Source organism: Pseudomonas sp. TJI-51 (assembly GCF_000190455.2).
Lineage (GTDB): Bacteria > Pseudomonadota > Gammaproteobacteria > Pseudomonadales > Pseudomonadaceae > Aquipseudomonas > Aquipseudomonas juntendi.
Genome location: NZ_AEWE02000034.1, coordinates 1 through 22503, shown reverse-complemented (window position 1 = coordinate 22503; position 22503 = coordinate 1). Strand labels below are relative to the sequence as shown.

Below are 22503 nucleotides of genomic sequence, written 5' to 3'. Positions count from 1 at the left end.
TGCCTCGCTGCTAGGCTCAACTGAGCATAGAGCGATAAGGACAACAAGGTGAAGGAGCGCTTACTGGCCGGGTTGTTTGGCCTGTTACTGAGCAACGCTGGGGCAGCGGCAGAATTCCTGGTGGAGGTGCGGGTGCTGGTGCAGCGCGGCTGCATGCTGGTTACCCAGGCCCGCGACGCGGGCGCGCAGGCTGCTGGGCGAATCGACCTGGGTGCTGCGCCGCGGCTGGATGGCCCGGCGGCACCGCTGGCCGGGGTGTTGCTGAGCCAGCGCCCGCCGCGCCTAGAGTGCAACCCCGACACGCCTTATCAAGTACAGGTCGACGGCGGCCAGCACGGCGGCACTGGCGACGTGCGTTTCCTGGCCAGCGACGACGCCCCGGGCCGGCCTATTCCTTATCGGCTCTATCGCGACGCGGCCTGGCGCGAGCCACTGCCAGTGAACGTTGCGCAGGCGGCCCGGGTGCCCGATAGCGGCTCGGCCGAATTGCCGCTGTATGCGCGAATCGACACGCTGGCCTGGGTGCCGAAAGCCGGCCTGTACGCCGACCTGTTGAAAGTCACGGTCACTTGGTGAGGATGCTGCCATGCACAAGGACGCGCAGCCATGAACCGCACCTCGATCCTGCTGTTGACCCTGGGGCCTTTACTGGTACCAGGCGGTGCAGCGCATGGCAGCGCCACTGGCTTCATTCAGGCGCGGCTGGTGATCAGCGCCGCCTGCCAGATCAGCAGCAACAAAGCGCAACCGGCGACCCTGGCCAACCCGGGCTTGCTGGACTTCGGCGAGCGGGGCCCGAACTGGGACCAGCCGCTGCGTAGCCGGGTGGATGAAGCGGGCGGCGAGGGCAGCCTGCAAATCAGTTGCACCCCCGAAGTGCGTGCATTCAACGTGCGCATCAATGGTGGCATGCATGGCGACGACGGCATTCGTCGCCTCAGCAACGGCAGCCAGCTGATTCCCTATCAGCTGGCAGTGGACCCGGGCGGTAACAGCCGTTACGGCATCGGCCAGGCACGGGCCTTCGTCATCAGCAGCACGCAACAGATACCGATCCCCATCTACGGCGTGGTGGTGGCGCAACCGCGTGCGCTGCCAGCCGGGCTGTACCGCGACACCCTCCGGGTGACCCTGGACTGGTAACCACGCAAGGAGACTCCGATGCGAACGAACCTTTCATGCTGCATCCTCGCCGGCCTGGGTTTGGCCCTGGCCACGCAGGCCCAGGCCGCCACGGTGACCGGGACCATCAACTCGACGCTGACCTTGACGGCGGCCTGCCAGGTGAATGGCAGTTCAGGCACCTCGGGGTTGAACTTCGGCTCGCTGGATTTCGGCACCCAGGATGCCTTGTTCACCACGGCCAACGCACAGGTGCTGGGTAGCGGTGGCGCGCTGAGCATTCTGTGCTCAGCGGGCACGGTGCCGGCGATTCGCGTGCGTGCAGGGTCGCATGATGGTCAATCGACCGGCGGCACCCGTGCACTGGCTGATGGCGCGGGGAATTTCGTGCCCTACGACTTCTATACCGACTCCGGGCGCACCACCGTGTTGGCCATCGATGGCACCATCACCCTGCCAACCAGTACCGGTGTGGCGCAAACCGTCAACCTGTACGGCCAGGCGCGTGGCAAGGCCGGGTTGCCAGCTGGGGTGTACACCGACACGGTAGCCGTCGAGTTGTCGTTCTGAGCCATGCGCCATTGGCTGACGGTGGGCCTGGCTGGCCTTGGTGCGCTACTGGCGGCGCCACTGGATGCGGCCACTACCAGCACCTTCACGGTCGCGGCGCAGGTCGCTGCCGGTTGCCTGGTGGTGGGCGGTGTCAGCCAGTATGGGGTGCTGAACTATGGCACCCAGTCGGCGTTGTCCACCAGCGTGCTCAGTACCTCGCTGGGCGGCACCACGGTGACCTTCCAGTGCACCCCGGGTGTGGCGGTGAGCATGAGCCTGGGCGGTGGCCAGAACAGTACCAGCGGCACGCGCTATCTGAAGAACACCAGCGGCAGCCAGGTCCTGGCCTACCAGTTGTACCGGGATGCCGCCTACAGCCAGCCGTTGGGCATAGGGCAGAGCGCCACCGTGAGCTACAGCGACGCCACGGCGATCAAGCTGCCGGTGTATGGGCGGGTTCAGCTGACCGGCAAGCTGCCGGCAGGGACTTATACCGATGTTGTGCAAGTGATGGTGACCTGGTGAACGCCAGCGGCGCCAATGACCAGTGCTAAGGAGAGCTTGATGGCAGTAGGCGCGAAGTGGGCGCAAGGGCTGATCGGGTTGTGGTGGTTGGCAAGCCTGCCGGCTGGTGCAGCCACCTCGGTGTTGATCTGGCCGATCGACCCGGTGCTGGAGGCCGACCAGAAGGCCGGCGCACTGTGGCTGGAGAACCGCGGTACCGAGGCTGCCAACTTGCAGGTGCGGGTGTTTGCCTGGCACCAAGGGCGTTACCAGGAGCAGTTCCAGGCCCAGCGCGAGATCATCGGCAGCCCCCCGGTGGCCAATATTCCTCCTGGGCAGAAGCAATTGATCCGCCTGACCCGCACAGGCCCTTCACCTGCCGGCCAGGAAAAGGCCTATCGCATCATCATCGACGAAATTCCGCCGGCCATCCCGCTCGACAAGGCCGGCCCCGGCACCACGGCCGCCATTCGGCTGCAGATGCGCTATTCCGTACCGCTGTTCGTCTACGGCGAAGGGCTGTGGGGCAAGGCGGACCCCGAGGGCGGGCGCACCGGCGCCAGCGTGGGCAAGCCCCAGTTGAGCTGGCGGCCTGTCACGGTGCAGGGCAAGCCTTATGTGGAACTGCGCAATACCGGCCCGGTGCATGCACGGCTGACCGACGTGGTGCTGCAGCAGGGCGGCCAGCGCAAGGCGCTGGCCGAAGGTTTGCTGGGCTATGTGCTGCCGGGCGCGAGTATGCGTTGGCCGGCACCCGTGGCGCTCAATACAGGCAGTGTGCTGCAAGGCCGGGTCAACGGCCAGGCCACGGCCGGCACCCTACCCCAGGGGCAGTGAACCAGCACCAGAATGCAGCGCAGGGGCCAAGGAGGACCCGGCAATGGTTGGATACCGTGTGTGAAATGGCTAGCGCTGAGGTTGCGCCGCGGGTGCCTGCAGTTGGCCGTGCTTGGCCCAGCGCTGGCGCTGGCCGACGACCTGCCGCCGCCGCCCTCGGAGCTGTCCGCCATTGCCGACGCCACGCTGTTCCTCGACCTGATGGTGAACCGCATGCCCAAGGCTGAGCTGGTGCCGGTGCAGCAGCGGGCCGGCCAGTTGTACCTGGACAGCGCCGTGTTGCGTGCGGCGGGTGTGACACTGCCCGGCGACCCCCAGGGCGAGGTCGCCCTCGACGCGGTGAGCGGGCTGCACGCCGATTACGACAGCCGGAACCTGCGGCTGTTGCTGCAAGTGCCGCCGGCCTGGTTGCCCGAGCAGCAGGTCGGCGATCGTAACCTGTACCCGCCCAGCGATGCGCGGAGCAGCTTCGGCGCGTTGTTCAACTACGACCTGTACCTGAACGACACCGATGACGGCGGCACCTACCTGGCGGCCTGGAACGAACTGCGCGTGTTCGACGGCTGGGGCACCTTCGCCAGCACCGGGCAATGGCGCCAATCGTTCAATGGCGCGCAGGCCGACCCGGCAAGGCGGGGCTTTCTGCGCTACGACACCACCTGGCGCTTCACCGACGAGCAGCGCCTGTTGACCTACGAGGCCGGCGATTTCGTTACCGGGGCACTGCCCTGGACCCGTTCGGTACGGGTGGGCGGCGTGCAACTGTCGCGCGACTTCGCCGCGCGGCCGGACCTGGTCACTTACCCCTTGCCGGCGTTTGCCGGCGAAGCCGCGGTACCGACCTCGCTCGACCTGTTCATCAACGGCTACAAGGCCAGTTCCAACGAATTGCAGCCAGGCCCCTACACGCTGACCAATGTGCCGTTCATCAACGGTGCCGGCGAAGCGGTGGTGGTCACCACCGACGCCCTGGGCCGGCAGGTTTCCACCACCTTGCCGTTCTACGTCACCAGCAGCCTGTTGCAAAAAGGCCTGTCAGACTATTCGATAGCGGCCGGGAGCCTGAGGCGTGACTACGGTGTGCGGGACTTTGCCTACGGCGCGGGGGCGGCCAGCGCCAGCCTGCGCCATGGGGTAAGCGACACGTTCACCGTGGAAACCCACCTTGAAACCGCTGCCTCGCTGATGCTGGGTGGCCTGGGTGGCAACCTGCGGCTGGGCAACTTCGGTGTGCTCAATGCCGCGCTCGCGCAGAGCCGTTTCGACGGCGATCAGGGGCAGCAGGTCGCGCTGGGTTACCAATACAACAGCCAGCGCTTCGGTTTCAGCTACCAGCGCCTGCAACGCCGTGCCGACTATGCCGACCTGAGCCGGGTCGACACCCCGGACATACAGGCAAGCACACGCAGCGAGCAGGTCAGCCTCAGCCTCAGCCTTGACAGGTACGGCAACGTCGGTGCCGGCTACTTCGACGTGCGCGCTGCAGACGGCACGCGTACCCGGCTGATCAACCTGAGCTACAGCAGGCCGTTGTCAGGCAGCAGCAGTGTGTACCTGTCGGCCAACCGCGAAATCGCTGGCGGGCAGTGGGCCGTGCAGGCGCAACTGGTGATTCCGTTCGACACCCATGGCACGCTGGCGCTAGGCCTGGAACGCAGCAACACCGGTGAAACCCTGCAGCGGGTCAATTACGGGCGCGCCGTGCCGGTAGGCAGCGGCGTGGGCTATAACCTCGGCTATGCCCAGGGTAGCGACCGCGATGCCTATCGCCAGGCCGATGTGACCTGGCGCTTGCAGTCGGTACAGCTACAGGCCGGCGTATATGGCAGCAGCGGCGCAACGACCCGCTGGGCCGATGCCAGTGGTTCGCTGGTATGGATGGATGGGCTGTTCGCCGCCAACCGGATCGACGACGCTTTCGTCGTGGTCAGTACCGACGGCTATGCCGATGTACCGGTGCGCTATGAAAACCAGGAGGTCGGCCGTACCGACGCCGGCGGCCACCTGCTGGTGCCGTACAGCAGTGGTTACTACCGCGGCAAGTACGAGATCGACCCCATGGACCTGCCGCCCGATGTGCTGGCGCCGAATGTGGAGCAGCGTGTGGCCGTGCGCCGCGGCAGTGGCTACCTGCTGGAGTTCCCGCTGAAACGGGTACTGGCGGCGAGCATCGAGCTGGTTGATGCCAGCCAGCAGCCGCTGAAACTGGGCAGCCGGGTGACCCACGAGCAATCGGGCAGCCAGGCTGTGGTCGGTTGGGACGGGCTGGTGTACCTGGAGAACCTGTCGCCACGCAACCGCCTGCAGGTCGCGCTGGAGGGGGGCGGGCGCTGCCAGGTCGAGTTCGACTTCCCCGAAGCGCGAGGTTCGATCCCGTTGCTTGGGCCGTTGGTGTGCCGATGACGGCCTGGCAGCGGGGCCTGCTGGCAAGCTTGCTGTGGTTGCCCATGGGGGCCGCCTGGGGGTTGTGCTCATCGGTGGCGACCCTGCCGGCCGCGTTCGGCAGCCTCAATTCCACGCAGGTGCGCACCACGGCACAGAACGCCTCGACCCTGAACTCGGGGTTGCAGTGCACAGGGTCGCTGCTGAGCGTGCTGAGCAACAGCGACCATTTCTATCTCACTATCACGTCGCCCAGCAGCGGCCTGGTAGGCCCGACGGGGGATGTGATTCCTTACACGGTGTACGGCGACAACACCACCAATTACCCGATTGCCCGCGGCGTGGCCTATGACTTCGCCCGTACCGGCATTCTCGACCTGTTGGGTTTGCTCGGCGGCACCACCCCCAAATCGGTGCCGCTGTACATGCGCACCCAGGTGGGCAGCAATGTCGCCGCTGGCCTGTACCAGGAAACCCTGACCATTGCCTGGAGCTGGGACTACTGTTCGGGCATTGGCTTGCTCGGCGCCTGCCTTGGGCGCGACATCGGTTCAGGCAGCAAAACCCTGACCGTGAGCCTGACAGTGACCAACGATTGCCAGATCACCACGCCCAACATCAACTTCGGCAGTGCCCCGGTGGTGGCAGGGTTCGCCACGGTCAGCCAGAGCCTGAGTGTGTCGTGCACCAAGGGCAGCAACTACACGGTTGGCCTGGACGACGGGCAGAACGTGGCCAATGGCAGGCGGCGCATGAAATCTACCACCAGCAATTACCTGGCATACGACATTTTCAAGGGGGCCGGTACGGTGCGGTGGGGCGCAGTTGGTGCGGCACGCCGCGCGAGCACTGATGCGGATGTGAACCCCGGTGCCGGTACCGGCACCGGCAGCCAGGTGTTCAACTACAACGCCAAGGTCTACACCGATCAGGCCACGCCGCCCGCGGCCAGCTATACCGACAGTGTGATCCTGGATGTGCAGTTTTGAAGGCATGCGCCAGCCGCGGGGTCAGCGCAAGTCGCCAAGCATGCCTGCCAGCGTCTCCAGCACGGCGCCGGCCAGTGCCTTGGAGCGCGCGCCCGACCAGCCGGTGGCGGCGTTGGGCGCATCATCATGGTCCTTGAATGGCATTTCCAGGGTCAGCGACAGGCAGTCGTACGCCATGCCCACCGCATTGCAGGCCAGGGTGGTGTTCGCCTGGCCAGGCTCGTCGCGGGTGTAGCCATGTACCGTCTGGAAGTCGGGGGTAAGGCTGCACAGGGTGCTGCGGAACTGCGCCTCAAGCTTTGCCAGCCGGGGTGTGTAGCCTGGGTTGCCCTCGCACGCCGCCGTGAATACATGGGGGATTTCTTCATCACCGTGCACGTCGATGAAGGCGTCCACACCATATTGCTTCATCTGCGCCTGGGCGAAGAACACTTCCGGGGTGAGTTCGACACTGGCGTCCTGCCAGGCACGGTTGAGGTCCTTGCCTTTGAAGTTGGTGCGCAGATGGCCAAGGAAGGCGCCGTCGGGGTTCATGTTGGGGATCAGGTACAGATCGGCTTTGCCCAGCAGTTGCTGAATCACCGTGTCGTTAGCCTGCAGGCGGTCTATCACGCCCTCCATGAACCATTCGGCCATGTGCTCGCCGGGGTGTTGCTGGGCGATCAGCCATAGCTTGCGCTTGCCCTCGGCACCATCACCCGCCCGTAGCAGGGGAATGTCCCGGCCTTGCACGCTGCGGCCGCTGGCCAGCAATTCGACACCGGGCAGTTGCCGGGCCCGCTCGATCAACTGGTTGTGGCGAGCGCGCGGGTAAGGTTCGAAGTAGGCGAACCAGACCTGTGGCTGCTCAGCCTTGAGCTCGAACGAAAGCGCGCTGCCATCGAACTGGCTGGGTACCCGGAACCAGCGTTGCTGGTCGTAACTGGCAACGGCGTTGTAGCCGCTCCAGGCATGCTTGTACGAAGCGCCAGAGGCGTTGTCGAGGCTGAAGCGGTGGACCTGGCCCGGCGTCAGCCCGCTGACCCTGAAGTGGAACCACTGGTAATGGTCGCTGTGGGTGTCCGGGCGGATGGCCAGGCGCACCTGCGCCGGGTTGCTGGCATCCAGTACTTGGATATTGCCAGAATCGAAATCGCAGTCGATGTGCAGGGGGGACAGCGTTACGCTCATGGGCCGGGCTCCTTTGTGGGCATTGTTGTAGGCGTACTGTACACGGCTTGGCCGTGCAAAGTGGCGCTCGGTCCCATGCCCCCCTGCAGAGTGTCTCAGTCCCAATCAGGGGCAAGGCCCGGCGGGCTGACTTCACGGCCATTGCGTTCCAGCGTGGCGATGCGTGCCATGTCCTGGTCATCCAGCTTCAGGCTACGGGCCAACAGGTTGCTGGCCAGGTTCTCGCGCTTGGTCGACGAGGGGATCACCGCGTAGCCCAGTTGCAGTGCCCAGGCCAGGGCAACCTGGGCCACGGTGGCCTTGTGCTTGGTGGCGATCTCGGTCAGCACCGGGTCCTTCAGCACCTTGCCGTAGGCCAAGGTCATGTAGGACGTGACAGTGATGCCTTGCGCCTCGAGATAGGCAGCCAGCTTGCTGTTCTGCAAGTACGGGCTGAGCTCGATCTGGTTGGTGGCGATTTCGCCTTTGCCCACCACCTCGATGGCTTGCTCGGTCAACGCGATATTGAAGTTCGACACCCCGATCTGGCGGGTCAGGCCCGCTTTCTTGACCTCGGCCAAGGCGGCCATGTAGGCGGGCAGGTCAACGCCGTTGCCCGGGGCTGGCCAGTGGATGAGCAACAGGTCCACGTAGTCGGTGCGCAGTTTTTTCAGGCTTTCCTTCAAGCTGTCTTGCAGCTTGTCATGGGCATAGTTGTCGACCCAGATCTTGGTGGTAATGAACAACTCACCGCGTGGTACACCGCTCTCGGCGATGGCCTGGCCGACCTCTGCTTCGTTCTTGTAGACCTGCGCGGTGTCGATGGCCCGGTAGCCCAGCTTGAGGGCGGCCTTGACCGAGTCGATGACCGTCTGGCCTGTGAGGCGAAAAGTACCGAGACCAAAAGATGGAATGCTCATGAGGTGGCTCCTGCTAGGTGAGGGAAGGGGCTGGAATTCAGCCAGGGGGGCAGCCCCGTCCGTTGTTTGAGTGTGGAGCAGTGTGCAAGTTTGATGCGGTTTGATTAAGGCGGGGTTCGACCAAGGACATTTGATCCCCAGGCAAAAAAGGGCGCAGGCGTGGGTGGGCTGGGAGGAAGCTGGGGCAGGGTTGAGCGGTACCGGCGGGTACAAATGAAACGGCCCGCCATTGCGGCGGGCCGTGGTGTTGCAGGTGGCAATCAGCGGCGACGGAACAGCGGCAGCGGCTCGTCGGTAGCGGCCTGGTAGGTCACCGAGAAGTCCTTGAGGCCCTGCAATGCGTCTTCCGGGTCCTTGTCGGCACGGATGGCGAATGCATCGAAACCGCAACGGGCCATGTAGAACAATTGGTCGCGCAGTACGTCACCAATGGCACGCAGCTCGCCCTTGAAGCCGTAGCGGTCACGCAGCAGGCGCGCGTTGGAGTAGCTGCGCCCGTCGGTGAAGGCGGGGAAGTTCAAGGCGATGACCTGGAAGTACTGCACGTCTTCACCGATTTCTTCGGCTTCCTGGTCGCTGTCCAGCCACACGCCAAGGCCGCCGTCGCGGGCCTTGAGCACATGGGCATGGTCACGCCACATCTGCAGCGGAACGATGTAGTCGTCGCAGTTGGTCAGCTCGTCGAAAGACGTTTCCTTGGGCAGCAGGTGCCAGGTTTCGTCGACGATCTGATTGTTCTTAATGATTCGCTGCATAGACGCGTTCCTTGAAGGGGTCGATACCGATACGCTGGTAGGTGTCGATGAAACGCTCTTCCTCGGTACGTTGCTCGACGTACACCGCGATCAGCTTTTCGATCACATCGGCCATGTCATCCTGGGCGAAGGACGGGCCGAGGATCTTGCCCAGGCTTGCGCCGCGTGCAGCGTTGCCGCCCAGCGACACCTGGTAGAACTCCTCACCTTTCTTGTCCACGCCGAGGATGCCGATGTGGCCCACGTGGTGGTGGCCGCAGGCGTTCATGCAGCCGGAAATGTTCAGGTCGATTTCGCCGATGTCGAACAGGTAGTCCAGGTCGTCGAAGCGGCGCTGGATGGACTCGGCAATCGGGATCGACTTGGCATTGGCCAGCGAGCAGTAATCACCGCCCGGGCAGCAGATGATGTCGGTCAGCAGGCCGATGTTCGGGGTGGCGAAGCCGCTTTCGCGCAATTCCAGCCACAGCGCGTGCAGTTGGCGCTGCTCGACATCGGCCAGGATGATGTTCTGCTCGTGCGAAGTACGCAGGAAGCCGAAGCTGTAGCGCTCGGCCAGGTCGGCCACCGCGTCCAGCTGCTTGTCGGTCAGGTCACCCGGGGCCACGCCGGTGGGTTTGAGCGACAGGGTAACGGCCACGTAACCCGGCCGCTTGTGAGCGCGGGTGTTGCGCGAGCGCCAGCGGGCGAAGCCAGGGTACTCGGCGTCCTGGGCGGCGAAGTCGACGTTGTCCAGGGCCAGGTATTCGGGGTCGACGAAGTGGCGCGATACCCGCTGCACTTCGGCTTCGGTCAGGGTAGTGCTGCCGCCACGCAGGTGGACCATTTCGGCCTCGACCTTTTCGGCGAACACTTCCGGGGTCAGGGCCTTGACCAGGATCTTGATCCGCGCCTTGTACTTGTTGTCACGGCGACCGTAACGGTTGTACACGCGCAGGATGGCGTCGAGGTAGCTGATCAGGTCTTGCCACGGCAGGAATTCGTTGATGAACGAGCCGACCACCGGGGTACGCCCCAGGCCGCCGCCTACCAATACGCGGAAGCCCAGCTCACCGGCCGCATTGCGCACCGGCTCCAGGCCGATATCGTGCACTTCGATGGCGGCACGGTCTTCCTGCGAGCCATTGATGGCAATTTTGAACTTGCGCGGCAGGAAGGCGAATTCCGGGTGGAAGGTGGTCCACTGGCGCACAATTTCGCACCATGGCCGTGGGTCGATGACCTCGTCTGCAGCAACCCCGGCGAACTGGTCGGTGGTGGTGTTGCGCAGGCAGTTGCCGCTGGTCTGGATCGCGTGCATCTGCACTTTGGCCAGCTCGGCAAGGATGTCTGGAACATCTTCCAGCGCCGGCCAGTTGTACTGCACGTTCTGCCGGGTGGAAATGTGGGCGTAGCCCTTGTCGTAGTCGCGGGCGATCTTGGCCAGGGTGCGAACCTGGGTGGCGTTCAGCTGGCCGTACGGCACGGCGACACGCAGCATCGGCGCGAAACGTTGGATGTATAGGCCGTTCTGCAGGCGCAGAGGGCGGAATTCTTCTTCGCTCAGCTCACCGGCCAGGTAGCGGCGGGTCTGATCACGGAACTGCTTGACGCGGTCCTCGATGATCCGCTGATCGTACTCGTCGTATACGTACATAAAAGTCCTGTCTCAGGCATGCAGCTATTCGCGCGCACGGCCGCGCACTCCGGTACGGAGCCGGGGAACGATAGCAGGTTGCGTTTATGCGCTAAAGTGATGTTTTTGCATATGAAAAGAACCAAATGGACTATGTGAGACTGACTGCCATTTGTGCCCAGTATACCGGCGCGGCGGGTATAATCCGCGGTTTGCGTTACAGGGATGCCAGCCCATGTTGAAGGCGTTGTGCCAAAGCATTTGTCTTGCCTTGCCGCTGGCGGCGAGCGCACAACCGGCTTCGGTGGTGTTCCTCAACCCGGGGCTGTCCAGTGAGACGTTCTGGAACAGCTACAGCCGGTTCATGCAGGCCGCCGCCCAGGAGCTGGGCATGACCCTGCGCGTGCAATACACCGAGCGCAGTGCCGACCAGGCGTTGACCCAGGCAAGGGCGATACTCACCGCGCCGCAGCGGCCCGATTACCTGATAGTGGTCAACGAGCAATACGTGGCGCCGGAAATCCTGCGCCTTTCGCGCGGCACTGGGGTGAAGCTGCTGCTGGTGAACAATGGCCTCACGGCCAGCCAGGAGCGCAGCATCCTGGCCCAGCCCGACAAGTTTGCCGCGCCACTGGGCACACTGACCAGCAATGACGAACAGGCGGGTTTCGAGATGTTGCATCAGATGGTCGCGCGATTGCCACGTGGCCATGGCCCGGTAGAGTTGCTGGCGTTTGTCGGCGTCAAGACCACGCCGGCCTCGCAACTGCGCGAGCAGGGTATGCGCAGGGCGCTGGCCGATTTCCCCCAGGTGCGCCTGCGTCAGGTGGTGTATGGCGGCTGGAGCCGACAGCGGGCCTACGAGCAGGCGCAGCTGCTGCTGCAGCGTTACCCGAACATCGGCCTGGTGTGGTCGGCCAATGACGAAATGGCCTTCGGCGCCATGCAAGCTTTCCAGGAAGCCGGCCATACGCCGGGGCGTGACGTGCTGTTCGGTGCTGTGAACAGCTCGCCCGAGGCGCTGCGTGCGCGCATCGACGGCCGCCTGAGCGTGCTGTTGGGTGGGCATTTCACCCTCGGTGGCTGGGCCATGGTGATGCTGCACGATGATGCCCAGGGGCTGGCGCTGAACCGTGATGGCTTGCGTGTACACACGGCGCCGGTCATGCAGGTGATTGACCCGGCCAAGGCCAGGCGTTGGCTGAAACTGCTGGAGCGGGACGACTATGGCGTGGATTTTCAGCGTTACAGCGCCGAAGGGCGGCCTGCCAGTTACCAATACCCGTTTTTGACGTCGCCGGTCGAATATTGAAAGACCCTGCTTGAGAGAAGGGCATTGCTCGTCTTAACTGCTGGTTGTGAAGTGCATTCCCATAACCACTACAAGAGGCAATGCAATGGGAAACTCAACCAAGGTCCGCAAAGCTGACAGCAGTGTCGATGCCTGGGCGATCCTCTGCCTGATCGTGCTGGTGGTCGTCACCGCCGTTTACTGGGTCAGCCACCAGTGACTTGAACCTTCCGACCGTGATGCAGCCACGGCGCCTGCGGCAGCCATTGCGCAGGTGTTGTGCTTTGCGGCCCCGTGATTAACGCGCGGTAAGGTGTAGCGCCAGTTGCACCAGGCCAATCAGCACGGCAATGAACACCAAGGTGAACAGTGTGCCCATGACGATGAAATGGCTTGCCTTGCCATGGGTGAAGTCGCGGGCGCGGTTCTTGCCGCTTTGCACGCCGAAGGCGGCGGCGAGGATGCTGTGCAGCATCTGCCAGAAGGTCGGCGGTTTGCCTTGGCTGGAATCGTCCATGGTGGCTCCTGAATAATCAGAGGCAATCAGGGACAGTGTAGGTGGGGTTTGCCGCTACCGTGCAACCCGTTCGCGACCCGAGCCCGCGCCTGCCGAAGCAACCGGGCCCGGGCAGCCGCAACCGGGTGTCGCGAAGGGCCGCAAGGCGGCCCCGGCAGACTCAGCTGTCGTAACCCAGGTTAGGGGCCAGCCAGCGCTCGCTGACGCTGACATCCTGGCCTTTACGCGCGCTGTAACACTCGATCTGGTCCTTGTCGACCTTGCCCACGGCAAAGTACTGCGCCTGCGGGTGGGCGAAGTACCAGCCACTGACCGCCGCGGCCGGGAACATCGCGAAGTGCTCGGTGAGGAACACGCCGCTAGGCCCGGTTTCGCCAATGGCCGTGCCATCGAGCAGGCGGAACAGGGTCTCTTTTTCGGTATGGTCCGGGCAGGCCGGGTAGCCCGGTGCCGGGCGGATGCCGCGGTACTGCTCCTTGATCAGCGCTTCGTTGTCCAGTTGCTCGTCGCGGGCATAACCCCAGTGTTCCTTGCGCACCTGTTCGTGCAGCCATTCGGCACAGGCTTCGGCCAGGCGGTCGGCCAGGGCCTTGACCATGATCGAGCTGTAGTCGTCGCCTTTGTCCTGATACGCCTTGGCCACTTCCTCGGCACCAATGCCGGCCGTGGTGATGAAGCCCCCCACGTAATCGGTCACGCCGCTGCCTTTGGGCGCGACGAAGTCGGCCAGCGACCAGTTGGCCTTGCCGTCCGGCTTGATGGTTTGCTGGCGCAGGTGGTGCAGGGTGGCCAGGGTCTGGCCATCTGCACCGTAGACTTCGATATCGTCATCGGCGACCTGGTTGGCCGGCCAGAAGCCGAACACCGCCCGGGCACTGATCAGCTTTTCGTCGATCAGCTTGTCGAGCATTTCGCGGGCATCGTTGTACAGCGCCGTGGCCGCTTCGCCGACCACCTCGTCGGTGAGGATGCGCGGGAACTTGCCGGCCAGGTCCCAGGAAATGAAGAACGGTGTCCAGTCGATGTATTCGGCCAAGGTGCGCAGATCGATGTCTTCCAGCACCTTCACGCCGGTGAAGGAGGGTACCGCTGGCTGGTAGCCGGCCCAATCGTATTGCGGCTTGGCGGCGATGGCCTGGGCGTAGCTCAGGCGCTCGGTACGGGCACTGCGGTTGGCGGTGCGTTCGCGTACTTCCACGTACTCCTGGCGGGTCCGCTCGATGAAACCTGGCTTGAGCTCCCTGGACAGCAGCTGGGTAGCCACGCCAACCGCGCGCGAGGCGTCGGTGACGTAGACCACGGCATCGTTGCTGTACTTCGGTTCGATCTTGACGGCGGTATGCGCCTTGGACGTCGTGGCGCCCCCGATCATCAGCGGCAGCGTGAAGCCCTGGCGCTGCATTTCGCGGGCAACGTGGACCATCTCGTCCAGCGACGGCGTGATCAGGCCGGAGAGGCCGATGATGTCGCACTTTTCGTCGCGAGCGGTTTGCAGAATTTTCTCGGCCGGCACCATCACGCCAAGGTCGACGATATCGTAACCGTTGCAGCCCAGCACCACGCCAACGATGTTCTTGCCGATGTCGTGCACGTCGCCTTTCACCGTGGCCATCAGGATCTTGCCTTTGGCTTCGGGCTTGTCACCTTTCTCGGCCTCGATGAAGGGGATCAGGTGCGCCACTGCCTGCTTCATCACCCGGGCCGACTTGACCACCTGGGGCAGGAACATCTTGCCCGCCCCGAACAGGTCCCCGACCACGTTCATGCCGTTCATCAGCGGGCCTTCGATCACTTCGATCGGGCGTGCGCACTGCTGGCGGCACGCTTCGGTGTCCTCGACGATGAATGCGGTAATGCCCTTGACCAGCGCGTGCTCCAGGCGTTTTTCCACCGGCAGCGAGCGCCACTCTTCGTTTTCCACCTCCTTGGTGGCGCCGCCGCCGCGGTAGTCTTCGGCGATTGCCAGCAGGGCGTCGGTACCGTGCGGGGTGCGGTTGAGCACCACGTCCTCGACCTTTTCGCGCAGCGCAGCGGGAATTTCGTCGTAGATTTCCAGCTGGCCGGCGTTGACGATACCCATGGTCAGGCCGTTCTGGATCGCGTGGTAGAGGAACACCGAGTGGATCGCCTCACGCACCGGGTTGTTGCCACGGAACGAGAACGACACGTTGGACACACCGCCCGAGCTCAGCGCATGCGGCAGGTGGTCGCGAATGTAGGCACAGGCTTCGATGAAATCGACGGCGTAGTTGTTGTGCTCTTCGATACCGGTGGCGACGGCGAAGATATTCGGGTCGAAGATGATGTCTTCCGGCGGGAAGCCCACTTCGTTGACCAGGATGTCGTAACTGCGCTGGCAGATTTCCTTCTTGCGCGCAGCCGTGTCGGCCTGGCCCACTTCGTCGAAGGCCATGACCACCACGGCGGCGCCGTAGCGTTTGCACAGGCGGGCATGGTGCTTGAACTGCTCCACGCCTTCTTTCATGGAAATGGAGTTGACGATGCCCTTGCCCTGGATGCACTTCAGGCCCGCCTCGATCACTTCCCACTTCGACGAGTCGATCATGATCGGCACGCGCGAGATGTCCGGTTCGCCAGCGATCAGGTTGAGGAAGCGGACCATGGCGGCCTGGGAGTCGAGCATCCCTTCGTCCATGTTGATGTCGATCACCTGGGCGCCGGCTTCGACCTGCTGCAGGGCGACTTCCAGGGCTTCGGTGTAGTTCTCTTCACGGATAAGCCGGGCGAACTTGGCGGAGCCGGTGATGTTGGTACGCTCGCCAACGTTCACGAACAGCGACTGGCGGTCGATGGTGAACGGCTCCAGGCCCGACAGGCGGCAGGCCTTGGCGATTTCCGGAATCTCGCGTGGCGGGTATTTGGCGACCGCTTCGGCAATCGCCTGGATGTGGCCTGGGGTGGTACCGCAGCAACCGCCGATGATGTTGAGGAACCCGCTGGCGGCGAACTCCTCGACCACCGCGGCCATTTCGGCAGGGCTTTCGTCGTATTCACCGAAGGCGTTGGGCAGGCCGGCGTTGGGGTGTGCCGAGACATGGGTGTCGGCCTTGGTCGACAGTTCTTCCAGGTACGGGCGCAGGTCCTTGGCGCCCAGGGCGCAGTTCAGGCCCACGGAAATCGGCTTGGCGTGGCGTACCGAGTTCCAGAACGCTTCGGTGGTCTGGCCCGACAGGGTGCGCCCGGAGGCATCGGTAATGGTGCCGGAGATCATGATCGGCAGTTCGATGCTGTCTTCCTCGAACACCTGTTGCACGGCGAAGATCGCCGCCTTGGCGTTGAGGGTGTCGAAGATGGTCTCGATCAGGATCAGGTCGGCGCCGCCTTCGATCAGGCCACGGGTGGCCTCCACATAGTTGACCACCAGCTCGTCGAAGGTGACGTTGCGGTAGCCAGGGTCGTTGACGTCCGGTGAAATCGAGCAGGTGCGGCTGGTAGGGCCGAGCACGCCAGCAACGAAGCGCGGCTTGTCGGGGGTTTCCAGCGTCTTGGCATCGGCCACCTGGCGGGCAATGCGCGCACCTTCGACGTTCAGCTCGTAAACCAGCGATTCCATGCCGTAGTCGGCCTGGGAGATTTGCGTGGCATTGAAGGTGTTGGTTTCGAGAATATCCGCGCCCGCATCCAGGTAGGCTTTCTCGATGGCAGCGATCACGTCTGGGCGGCTGAGCAGCAACAAATCGTTGTTACCCTTGACATCGCTTGGCCAATCGGCGAAACGCGTGCCACGATAGTCGTGTTCCTCGAGCCGGTAGCTTTGGATCATAGTGCCCATGCCGCCGTCGAGGATCAGGATGCGCTCTTTGAGGGCGTTCTGGAGTGCTTGGAGACGAGCGCTGCGGTCGGACATAGGAACTACCTGGTCGGGCGAATATCAGAAGGGGCCGAATCATAACAAAGCTGCGCGGTTTTTAGGTGCATCGCCCATTTCCATGAATTCTGCTCATGTTGGCCTAGCCGGTGAAAAACGGTGGCCAAGGACGACCAGGCAACAAATCGTGATGGCTTCAAGAACCAGGACTTTCCGCACATGGTGCAACGTATCCTTGCCGGCGCTTTCGCCCTGCTCCTCAGTGGCGCGGTGCTTGGGCAAGCTCCCCAGTCGAGCCCGGCCATATCCTACACCCGGGACATTCAACCCATTTTCACCGAGAAATGCGTGGCCTGCCACGCCTGCAACGATGCCGCCTGCCAACTGAAGCTGGAAAGCCCCGAAGGCGCAGTACGCGGGGCCAGCAAGGTTCCGGTGTACCAGGGCGAACGCAGCCAGGCAGTGCCCACCACGCGGCTGTTCTACGACGCCCACAGCGAGAGCGAGTGGCGCAAGAAAGGCTTCTACTCGGTGCTCGACAACCAGGGCAGCCAGGCCGCGCTGATGGCGCGCATGCTCGAACTGGGGCACAAGACGCCACTCACGCCCAATGCCAAGGTGCCTGACGAGATCGTCCTGGGCCTGAACCGCAACAACATGTGCCCCTTGCCCCATGAGTTCGATGCCTACGCCGGCGCCCATCCCAGGGAAGGCATGCCGCTGGCCGTGACCGGGTTGACGGACCAGGAATACGACACCATGCGCCGTTGGCTGGCCGCCGGCGCGCCGGTCGAATACCAGCCGATCCAACCCAGCGCTGCCGAAGCCCGGCAAATCGCCGAATGGGAGGAACTGCTCAACCGCCCGGGCTCCACCGAAGCACTGGTTGGCCGCTGGCTGTACGAGCACCTTTTCCTGGCGCATATCTATTTTACAGGGGGTGAGCAGGGCCATTTCTTCCAGTGGGTGCGCTCGCGTACGCCAAGCGGCCAGCCAGCAGACATCATCGCCACGCGGCGGCCCAACGACCCGCCCGGTACCGACTTCTACTACCGGTTGATCCCGGTGCAGGGCGTGATCGTGCACAAGACGCACATCACCTACCCAATGGGGCCGCAAAAGCTCAAGCGGGTGAAGCAGCTGTTCTATGCCGGTGACTGGCATGCCAGCGCGCTGCCCGGCTATGGCCCACGCCACCGCGCCAACCCGTTCGAAACCTTCGAGGCCATCCCGGCGGTGGCGCGCTACCAGTTCATGCTGGATAACGCCGAGTACTTCGTGCGCACCTTCATCCGCGGGCCTGTCTGCCGGGGGCAGATCGCCACCGACGTGATTCGCGACAACTTCTGGGCGTTGTTCCAGGAGCCCGCGCACGACCGCTACATCACCGATGCGCACTACCGCGGCGAAGCCACGCCGTTGCTGGCCATGCCAGGCCAGAACGACGACGTGGGCAGTGTGCTGAGCCTGTGGCACGCGTACCGCGACAAGCGCAACGCGTATGAAAAGCTGCGCCGGGAAGCCTATGCCGAGCTGCCGGCCCCAGGCTGGGCGACGCTGTGGGCCGGTAACGACAATGCCTTGCTGAGCATATTCCGTCATTTCGACAGCGCCTCGGTCACCAAGGGCCTGGTCGGCGACGTGCCCCTTACCGTCTGGCTGTTCGACTACCCGCTGCTCGAACGCACCTATTACCAGCTGGCAGTCAATTTCGATGTGTATGGCAACGTGTCCCACCAGTTGCAGACGCGCCTGTACTTCGACCTGATCCGCAACGGTGCCGAGGTCAATTTCCTGCGCCTGATGCCGGCAGACCAGCGCAAGGCGATTCTTGGCGACTGGTACCAGAACAGCGGCAAGGTCAAGATGTGGCTGGACTACGAGGACATCGACAGTGACACGCCGAGCGGTATCAAGCTTGACCCGCGCAACCCCACGCGCGACTTCGGCCTCAAGCTGTTGCAGCGCACCGGCAGCCTGAATGCCGCGCCCGACCCGATCAACCGCTGCCAGGGCGCCTTCTGCTCGCGGCCGCAAATGAGCGAAGAGTTCCGCAATGCCGAGCAGTCGCTAAGCCGCCTGGTCTCGCGCCCGGCGGCCGGGCTGAAGGTGATCAACCAGCTGCCCGAGGCGACGATGTTGCGCATCGAAGGGCAGGGCGGCCAGCGCCAGGTGTACAGCCTGCTACGCAACCGCGCGCACAGCAACGTGGCCTTCCTGCTTGGCGAGGCCTATCGCTACCAGCCTGGCCTGGACACCCTGACCCTGTACCCCGGTGTGCTCAGCAGTTACCCCAACTTCATGTTCAACATCCCGACCAAGGATGTCCCGGAATTCGTCGAGGACATGGAGTACGCGAAGGACGATGCGGCGAAGTTCGAACGCATTGTCATGCGCTGGGGCGTGCGCCGCAGCCACCCAGAGTTCTGGCGCTACTTCCATGACCTGAACAGCTTCATCAAGGAAACCGAGCCGCTCGAGGCCGGGGTGCTGGACATGAACCGCTACGAAAACCTCTGATCGGTTTGGCTGACCTTTCCGATACACCTGCGGTCGGAAAGGGTTAGGTGGCCTGTATCGGTGCTCACGCAGCCGATACGGGCCTCAATGCACCGAAAAGCGCAGGTTCTTTCATGTTGTATTCGCTTCAGGCATTGCGGGCGTTCGCCGCTTGGGTGGTGGTCTGCCACCATTTCATGCAGATCTTCTTCGATTTCCATGCCACGGGCCCCGTCGGCCAATTGCTCACTGACCGGGGCGCCGTGGGCGTGGACATCTTCTTCGTGATCAGTGGGCTGGTCATCTACCTGTCGACCTGCGACAAGCCGGTCGAGCCGCGCCAGTTTCTGCTCAACCGGGTGCTGCGCATCGTTCCCGCCTACTGGTTCTATACGGCCCTGATGGCCTTGCTGTTGCTGGCGTTTAGCCAATGGATGCCGCACCAGGTGTTCAGTTGGCATCACCTGCTGCTGTCGCTGCTGTTCATCCCGGCGGAGAACCCCGGCGGTTATGGCCTGTATCCCACCTTGAACGTGGGCTGGACGCTGAACTTCGAAATGTTCTTCTACCTACTGTTCGGCCTGGCTTTCCTTGTGCGCAAACGGCACCACCTGTTGCTGGTGGCTGGCGCCTTGCTGCTGGTCAGCGAGGTGCTGGGGCGGTTTGGCTTGCTCAGCCGCTTTTACAACAACGACATCATCTATGAGTTCCTGCTCGGCATCGGCCTTGGGGTCTTGTACCGCCATGGGCTGATCCGCCAGGGCCGGGTGCTGGCGTTGCTGTTGCTGGGGGCGGCAGGCCTGGCCATCTATCACCTCGATGCATCGCAGCGTTTGCTGCATTGGGGCGTGCCGAGCGCAATGATCGTGCTGGCCTTCATCGCCCTGGAACCGATGTTCAAGGGCAACCGGCTGCTCAAGGCGCTGGGCGACTGCTCGTATTCCGTGTACCTGATCCATGTGCTGGTGCTGTATGCCGGCTGGTTCGCCAGCCAGCGGCTGCAGTTGAATCCTTACTGGGTATTCGCCGTGTGCGTGCCGTCCATTGGACTAATGTCGTGGTTCAGCTATTGCTGGCTGGAACGTGGCCTGTACCGGCGCATGCAGGCGTGGCTGGCGGCGCCGCGAGGGGGCGAGCCGGCCTATGCGCTTTCCCGAGTCAAATACTAGGACTTTGTTCGATGCGCCGGTTGGCGTACACTTGGCGGCAAGTCTGTGAGGAACCTACATGAGCGCTATAACCATTACCGACGCCGCCCATGACTACCTGGCCGATCTGCTCTCCAAGCAGAACACGCCTGGCATCGGCATTCGTATTTTCATCACCCAGCCGGGCACCCAGTACGCCGAAACCTGCATCGCCTACTGCAAGCCGGGCGAAGAGAAGCCTGACGACACCGCCGTTGGCCTCAAGAGCTTTACCGCTTACCTGGATGCGGTCAGCGTGCCGTTCCTGGAAGATGCCCTGGTCGATTACGCCACCGACCGCATGGGTGGCCAGCTGACCATCAAGGCGCCGAACGCCAAGGTGCCGATGGTCAATGAAGACAGCCCGATCAACGAGCGTATCAACTACTACCTGCAGACCGAGATCAACCCTGGTCTGGCCAGCCATGGCGGCCAGGTCAGCCTGGTAGATGTAGTGGACGACGGCATTGCTGTGCTGCAGTTTGGCGGTGGTTGCCAAGGGTGCGGCCAGGCTGACGTAACTTTGAAAGAAGGCATCGAGCGCACCCTGCTCGAGCGTATCCCGGAGCTGAAGGGCGTGCGTGACGTGACTGACCACAGCCAGAAAGAAAACGCCTACTACTAAGCCTTCCGGCAGCTGCTGGGCTGCAGCAGCACCGTTGCCTTGGCTCATGCTTGCTCTGGCTGCGTTGCAGCCCGATCGCGACACGAGGCCGCGCCTGAACAGGCCGCTAAAGTCCGCACACTTAGCAATAAAGTGTTACGTTTTCAAGCCCTGCGACAACAGGCCGCAGCCCGTATTTCAAGGGCTGCAGGCCTTACCTGCCCAAGTCGGGTAGAACCCCTCTGGGTGTCATGCCAGAATGCCCCGGTTTTTTCGACCGGCCCGTCCCGAGGGCCGGCACCTTCCCTGTAAAGGATGGTTTCATGAATGATCTATATAGCCGGCGGGCAGTCGTCGCCGGCATGGGCGTTCTCGGGCTCGGCCTGCTGGCGGGCTGCAGCCCGGCGCGGGGGCTCGAGTTCAAGTACGGCAAGAACATGAGCAACGAGATCCTCGGGCGCAAGTTCAGCCTCAAGGACCCGCAAGGCAACGTGCGTACCCTGTCGAGCTTCTACGGCAGCATGCCCATGATTTTCTTCGGTTTCACCCAGTGCCCGGCGATCTGCCCGACCACGCTGGCGCGTGCGGCGCAGATACGCAAGACGCTGCGCGGCCGCGACCGCGACCTGTTCCAGGTGGTGTTCATCACCCTGGACCCGGAGCGCGACACCCCCGAGGTGCTCGATGCCTACGTCAAGGCCTTTGACCCCACGTTCATCGCACTGACCGGCACCCCCGAAGAAATTGCCGCAGTAGCCAAGGAATTCAAGGTGTTCTACGAGAAAGTCCCGGCCGGGGACACCTACACCATTTCTCATTCGTCCACCAGCTACGTCTACGATACACGTGGCACCCTGCGCCTGAGCCTGGGCCATTCCCTGACAGCCAAGGAATGCGCCGAAGACCTGGTCACCCTGATGGAGATCTGCTGAATGTTGATGCAACCGATCAAACGCGGCTTGGCTGCCCTGGCCCTTGCCGGGCTGGCACTGCCGGCCCTGGCCCAGACCACCGTGAGTGAAGCCTGGGTGCGTGCCAGCGTGCCGCACCAGCAGTCCACCGGCGCATTCATGACCCTGACCGCCAGCAGCGACAGCAAGCTGGTGAGCGTGGCGTCGCCAGTTGCCAAGACCGTTCAGGTACACGAAATGACCATGAACGGCGATGTGATGGGCATGCGTGAGGTGAAGGCTGTCGAGCTACCCGCGGGCAAAGCCGTTACGCTGGACCCGAATGGGCTGCATGTGATGCTGATGGGCCTGAACGGCCAGGTCAAGGAAGGCGAAAAAGTACCGCTGAGCCTGACCATCGAAGACGCCACAGGCGCCAAGGAAACCTTGGAAGTGCAGGCTGAAGTGCGCGCGCTCACCGCCGAGGCGGGCGGCGGCCACGACCACATGCACATGCAGCACTGACAGGTTCCAGCAAGGCAGCCTTGGCGCGCCGGTCAACTGCGAAACTTGGGCAGTGGCCGGTCGAGGGTCAGCGAGGTCAAGGTCTTGCGGACTTGCGCCTCGTCGGCTTCCAGCGCCCGTAAACTCGCGCGAATCTTGCCTGCGGCGGGCACATCGCCCTGCCGGTCGATCCAGTCGGCAATCTCCTTGCACGCGCTACTCAGGCAGGCCTGGCGCTGGTTCATCAGCGACAGTAGGGTGGTGAGCTCTCTTTGGGACATGGCAGGATCCTCCGTTCAGCCCTGTTAGTGTAGCAGTGGCTAAGGGGGCCGCCCGTGGGGGGGGGGCCCAACCCAG

Annotated in this window: 20 protein-coding genes; 13 read left to right on the top strand and 7 right to left on the bottom strand. The window is 63.4% G+C overall.

All coding sequences use genetic code 11. The annotated features are described in order from the left end of the window. Window positions 1–48: 48 nt before the first annotated feature. The 7 genes from G1E_RS07700 to G1E_RS07670 are packed head-to-tail and all read left to right on the top strand — an operon-like array spanning window position 49 to window position 6386. Window positions 49–576 carry a spore coat U domain-containing protein gene (locus G1E_RS07700; protein ID WP_009685923.1) on the top strand — a complete coding sequence of 176 codons (528 nt, stop codon included), beginning with the start codon at window positions 49–51 and terminating at the stop codon, window positions 574–576. Window positions 577–606: 30 nt separating this feature from the next. Next, window positions 607–1143, top strand: coding sequence for a spore coat U domain-containing protein (locus G1E_RS07695; RefSeq protein ID WP_047149736.1), 537 nt, complete (start codon window positions 607–609; stop codon window positions 1141–1143). 18 nt (window positions 1144–1161) lie between these two features. Beyond that, a complete protein-coding gene (locus tag G1E_RS07690; protein ID WP_009685920.1) occupies window positions 1162–1692 on the top strand; it encodes a spore coat U domain-containing protein in 531 nt (176 codons plus the stop codon). Between the two features lie 3 nt (window positions 1693–1695). Further along, a complete protein-coding gene (locus G1E_RS07685) occupies window positions 1696–2199 on the top strand; it encodes a spore coat U domain-containing protein (RefSeq protein WP_009685919.1) in 504 nt (167 codons plus the stop codon). A 39-nt stretch (window positions 2200–2238) separates the two neighbouring features. After that, on the top strand, window positions 2239–3015 hold the full coding sequence (locus tag G1E_RS07680) for a molecular chaperone (protein WP_009685918.1): 777 nt from the start codon (window positions 2239–2241) through the stop codon (window positions 3013–3015). Between the two features lie 12 nt (window positions 3016–3027). Next, window positions 3028–5418: a fimbria/pilus outer membrane usher protein gene (locus G1E_RS07675; protein WP_082437895.1), complete on the top strand. Its 2391-nt coding sequence runs from the start codon at window positions 3028–3030 to the stop codon at window positions 5416–5418. After that, the gene (locus G1E_RS07670; protein ID WP_009685916.1) at window positions 5415–6386 is read left to right on the top strand and encodes a spore coat U domain-containing protein; all 972 of its coding nucleotides are present in this window, start codon (window positions 5415–5417) and stop codon (window positions 6384–6386) included. Before G1E_RS07675 ends, G1E_RS07670 begins: the two co-directional genes overlap by 4 nt. 21 nt (window positions 6387–6407) lie before the next feature. Here G1E_RS07670 and G1E_RS07665 read toward each other — a convergent pair whose 3' ends face one another. The 4 genes from G1E_RS07665 to G1E_RS07650 all read right to left on the bottom strand — a co-directional run bounded on the left by G1E_RS07665 (window position 6408) and on the right by G1E_RS07650 (window position 10846). Then, window positions 6408–7556, bottom strand: a complete 1149-nt coding sequence (locus G1E_RS07665; RefSeq protein WP_009685915.1) for a M14-type cytosolic carboxypeptidase — start codon at window positions 7554–7556, stop codon at window positions 6408–6410. A 95-nt stretch (window positions 7557–7651) separates the two neighbouring features. Further along, window positions 7652–8455, bottom strand: coding sequence for a 2,5-didehydrogluconate reductase DkgB (gene dkgB, locus G1E_RS07660; RefSeq protein WP_009685914.1), 804 nt, complete (start codon window positions 8453–8455; stop codon window positions 7652–7654). A 260-nt stretch (window positions 8456–8715) separates the two neighbouring features. Then, window positions 8716–9210, bottom strand: a complete 495-nt coding sequence (locus G1E_RS07655; RefSeq protein WP_009685913.1) for a DUF934 domain-containing protein — start codon at window positions 9208–9210, stop codon at window positions 8716–8718. After that, window positions 9194–10846 (bottom strand): nitrite/sulfite reductase, encoded by a 1653-nt coding sequence (locus tag G1E_RS07650; protein WP_009685912.1) that lies wholly within the window; start codon window positions 10844–10846, stop codon window positions 9194–9196. The genes G1E_RS07655 and G1E_RS07650 overlap by 17 nt, the downstream gene beginning before the upstream one ends. Window positions 10847–11060: 214 nt before the next feature. Between G1E_RS07650 and G1E_RS07645 the strand changes: the two genes are divergently transcribed. Next, window positions 11061–12137: an ABC transporter substrate-binding protein gene (locus G1E_RS07645; protein ID WP_009685911.1), complete on the top strand. Its 1077-nt coding sequence runs from the start codon at window positions 11061–11063 to the stop codon at window positions 12135–12137. Between the two features lie 277 nt (window positions 12138–12414). Here the strand turns inward: G1E_RS07645 and G1E_RS07640 are convergent, their stop codons facing one another. Continuing rightward, entirely contained in the window at window positions 12415–12633 is a 219-nt protein-coding gene (locus G1E_RS07640; protein WP_009685910.1) for a DUF2970 domain-containing protein, read from the bottom strand. A gap of 160 nt (window positions 12634–12793) precedes the next feature. Continuing rightward, window positions 12794–16501, bottom strand: a complete 3708-nt coding sequence (metH, locus tag G1E_RS07635; RefSeq protein ID WP_009685909.1) for a methionine synthase — start codon at window positions 16499–16501, stop codon at window positions 12794–12796. A gap of 180 nt (window positions 16502–16681) precedes the next feature. On the opposite strand from metH, the gene G1E_RS07630 reads away from it, so the two are divergent. From G1E_RS07630 to G1E_RS07610, 5 genes are all read left to right on the top strand, one after another. Beyond that, the gene (locus G1E_RS07630; protein WP_033691013.1) at window positions 16682–18982 is read left to right on the top strand and encodes a fatty acid cis/trans isomerase; all 2301 of its coding nucleotides are present in this window, start codon (window positions 16682–16684) and stop codon (window positions 18980–18982) included. A gap of 113 nt (window positions 18983–19095) precedes the next feature. Next, complete coding sequence (locus G1E_RS07625; protein WP_009685907.1) at window positions 19096–20130, top strand: acyltransferase; 1035 nt, start codon at window positions 19096–19098, stop codon at window positions 20128–20130. A 58-nt stretch (window positions 20131–20188) separates the two neighbouring features. Next, entirely contained in the window at window positions 20189–20773 is a 585-nt protein-coding gene (gene nfuA, locus G1E_RS07620) for a Fe-S biogenesis protein NfuA (RefSeq protein WP_003250416.1), read from the top strand. 302 nt (window positions 20774–21075) lie between these two features. After that, window positions 21076–21684: an SCO family protein gene (locus tag G1E_RS07615; protein WP_009685906.1), complete on the top strand. Its 609-nt coding sequence runs from the start codon at window positions 21076–21078 to the stop codon at window positions 21682–21684. Next, window positions 21685–22167 carry a copper chaperone PCu(A)C gene (locus tag G1E_RS07610; protein WP_009685905.1) on the top strand — a complete coding sequence of 161 codons (483 nt, stop codon included), beginning with the start codon at window positions 21685–21687 and terminating at the stop codon, window positions 22165–22167. A 32-nt stretch (window positions 22168–22199) separates the two neighbouring features. Here the strand turns inward: G1E_RS07610 and G1E_RS07605 are convergent, their stop codons facing one another. Further along, complete coding sequence (locus tag G1E_RS07605; protein ID WP_029884913.1) at window positions 22200–22427, bottom strand: hypothetical protein; 228 nt, start codon at window positions 22425–22427, stop codon at window positions 22200–22202. Window positions 22428–22503: the final 76 nt, after the last annotated feature.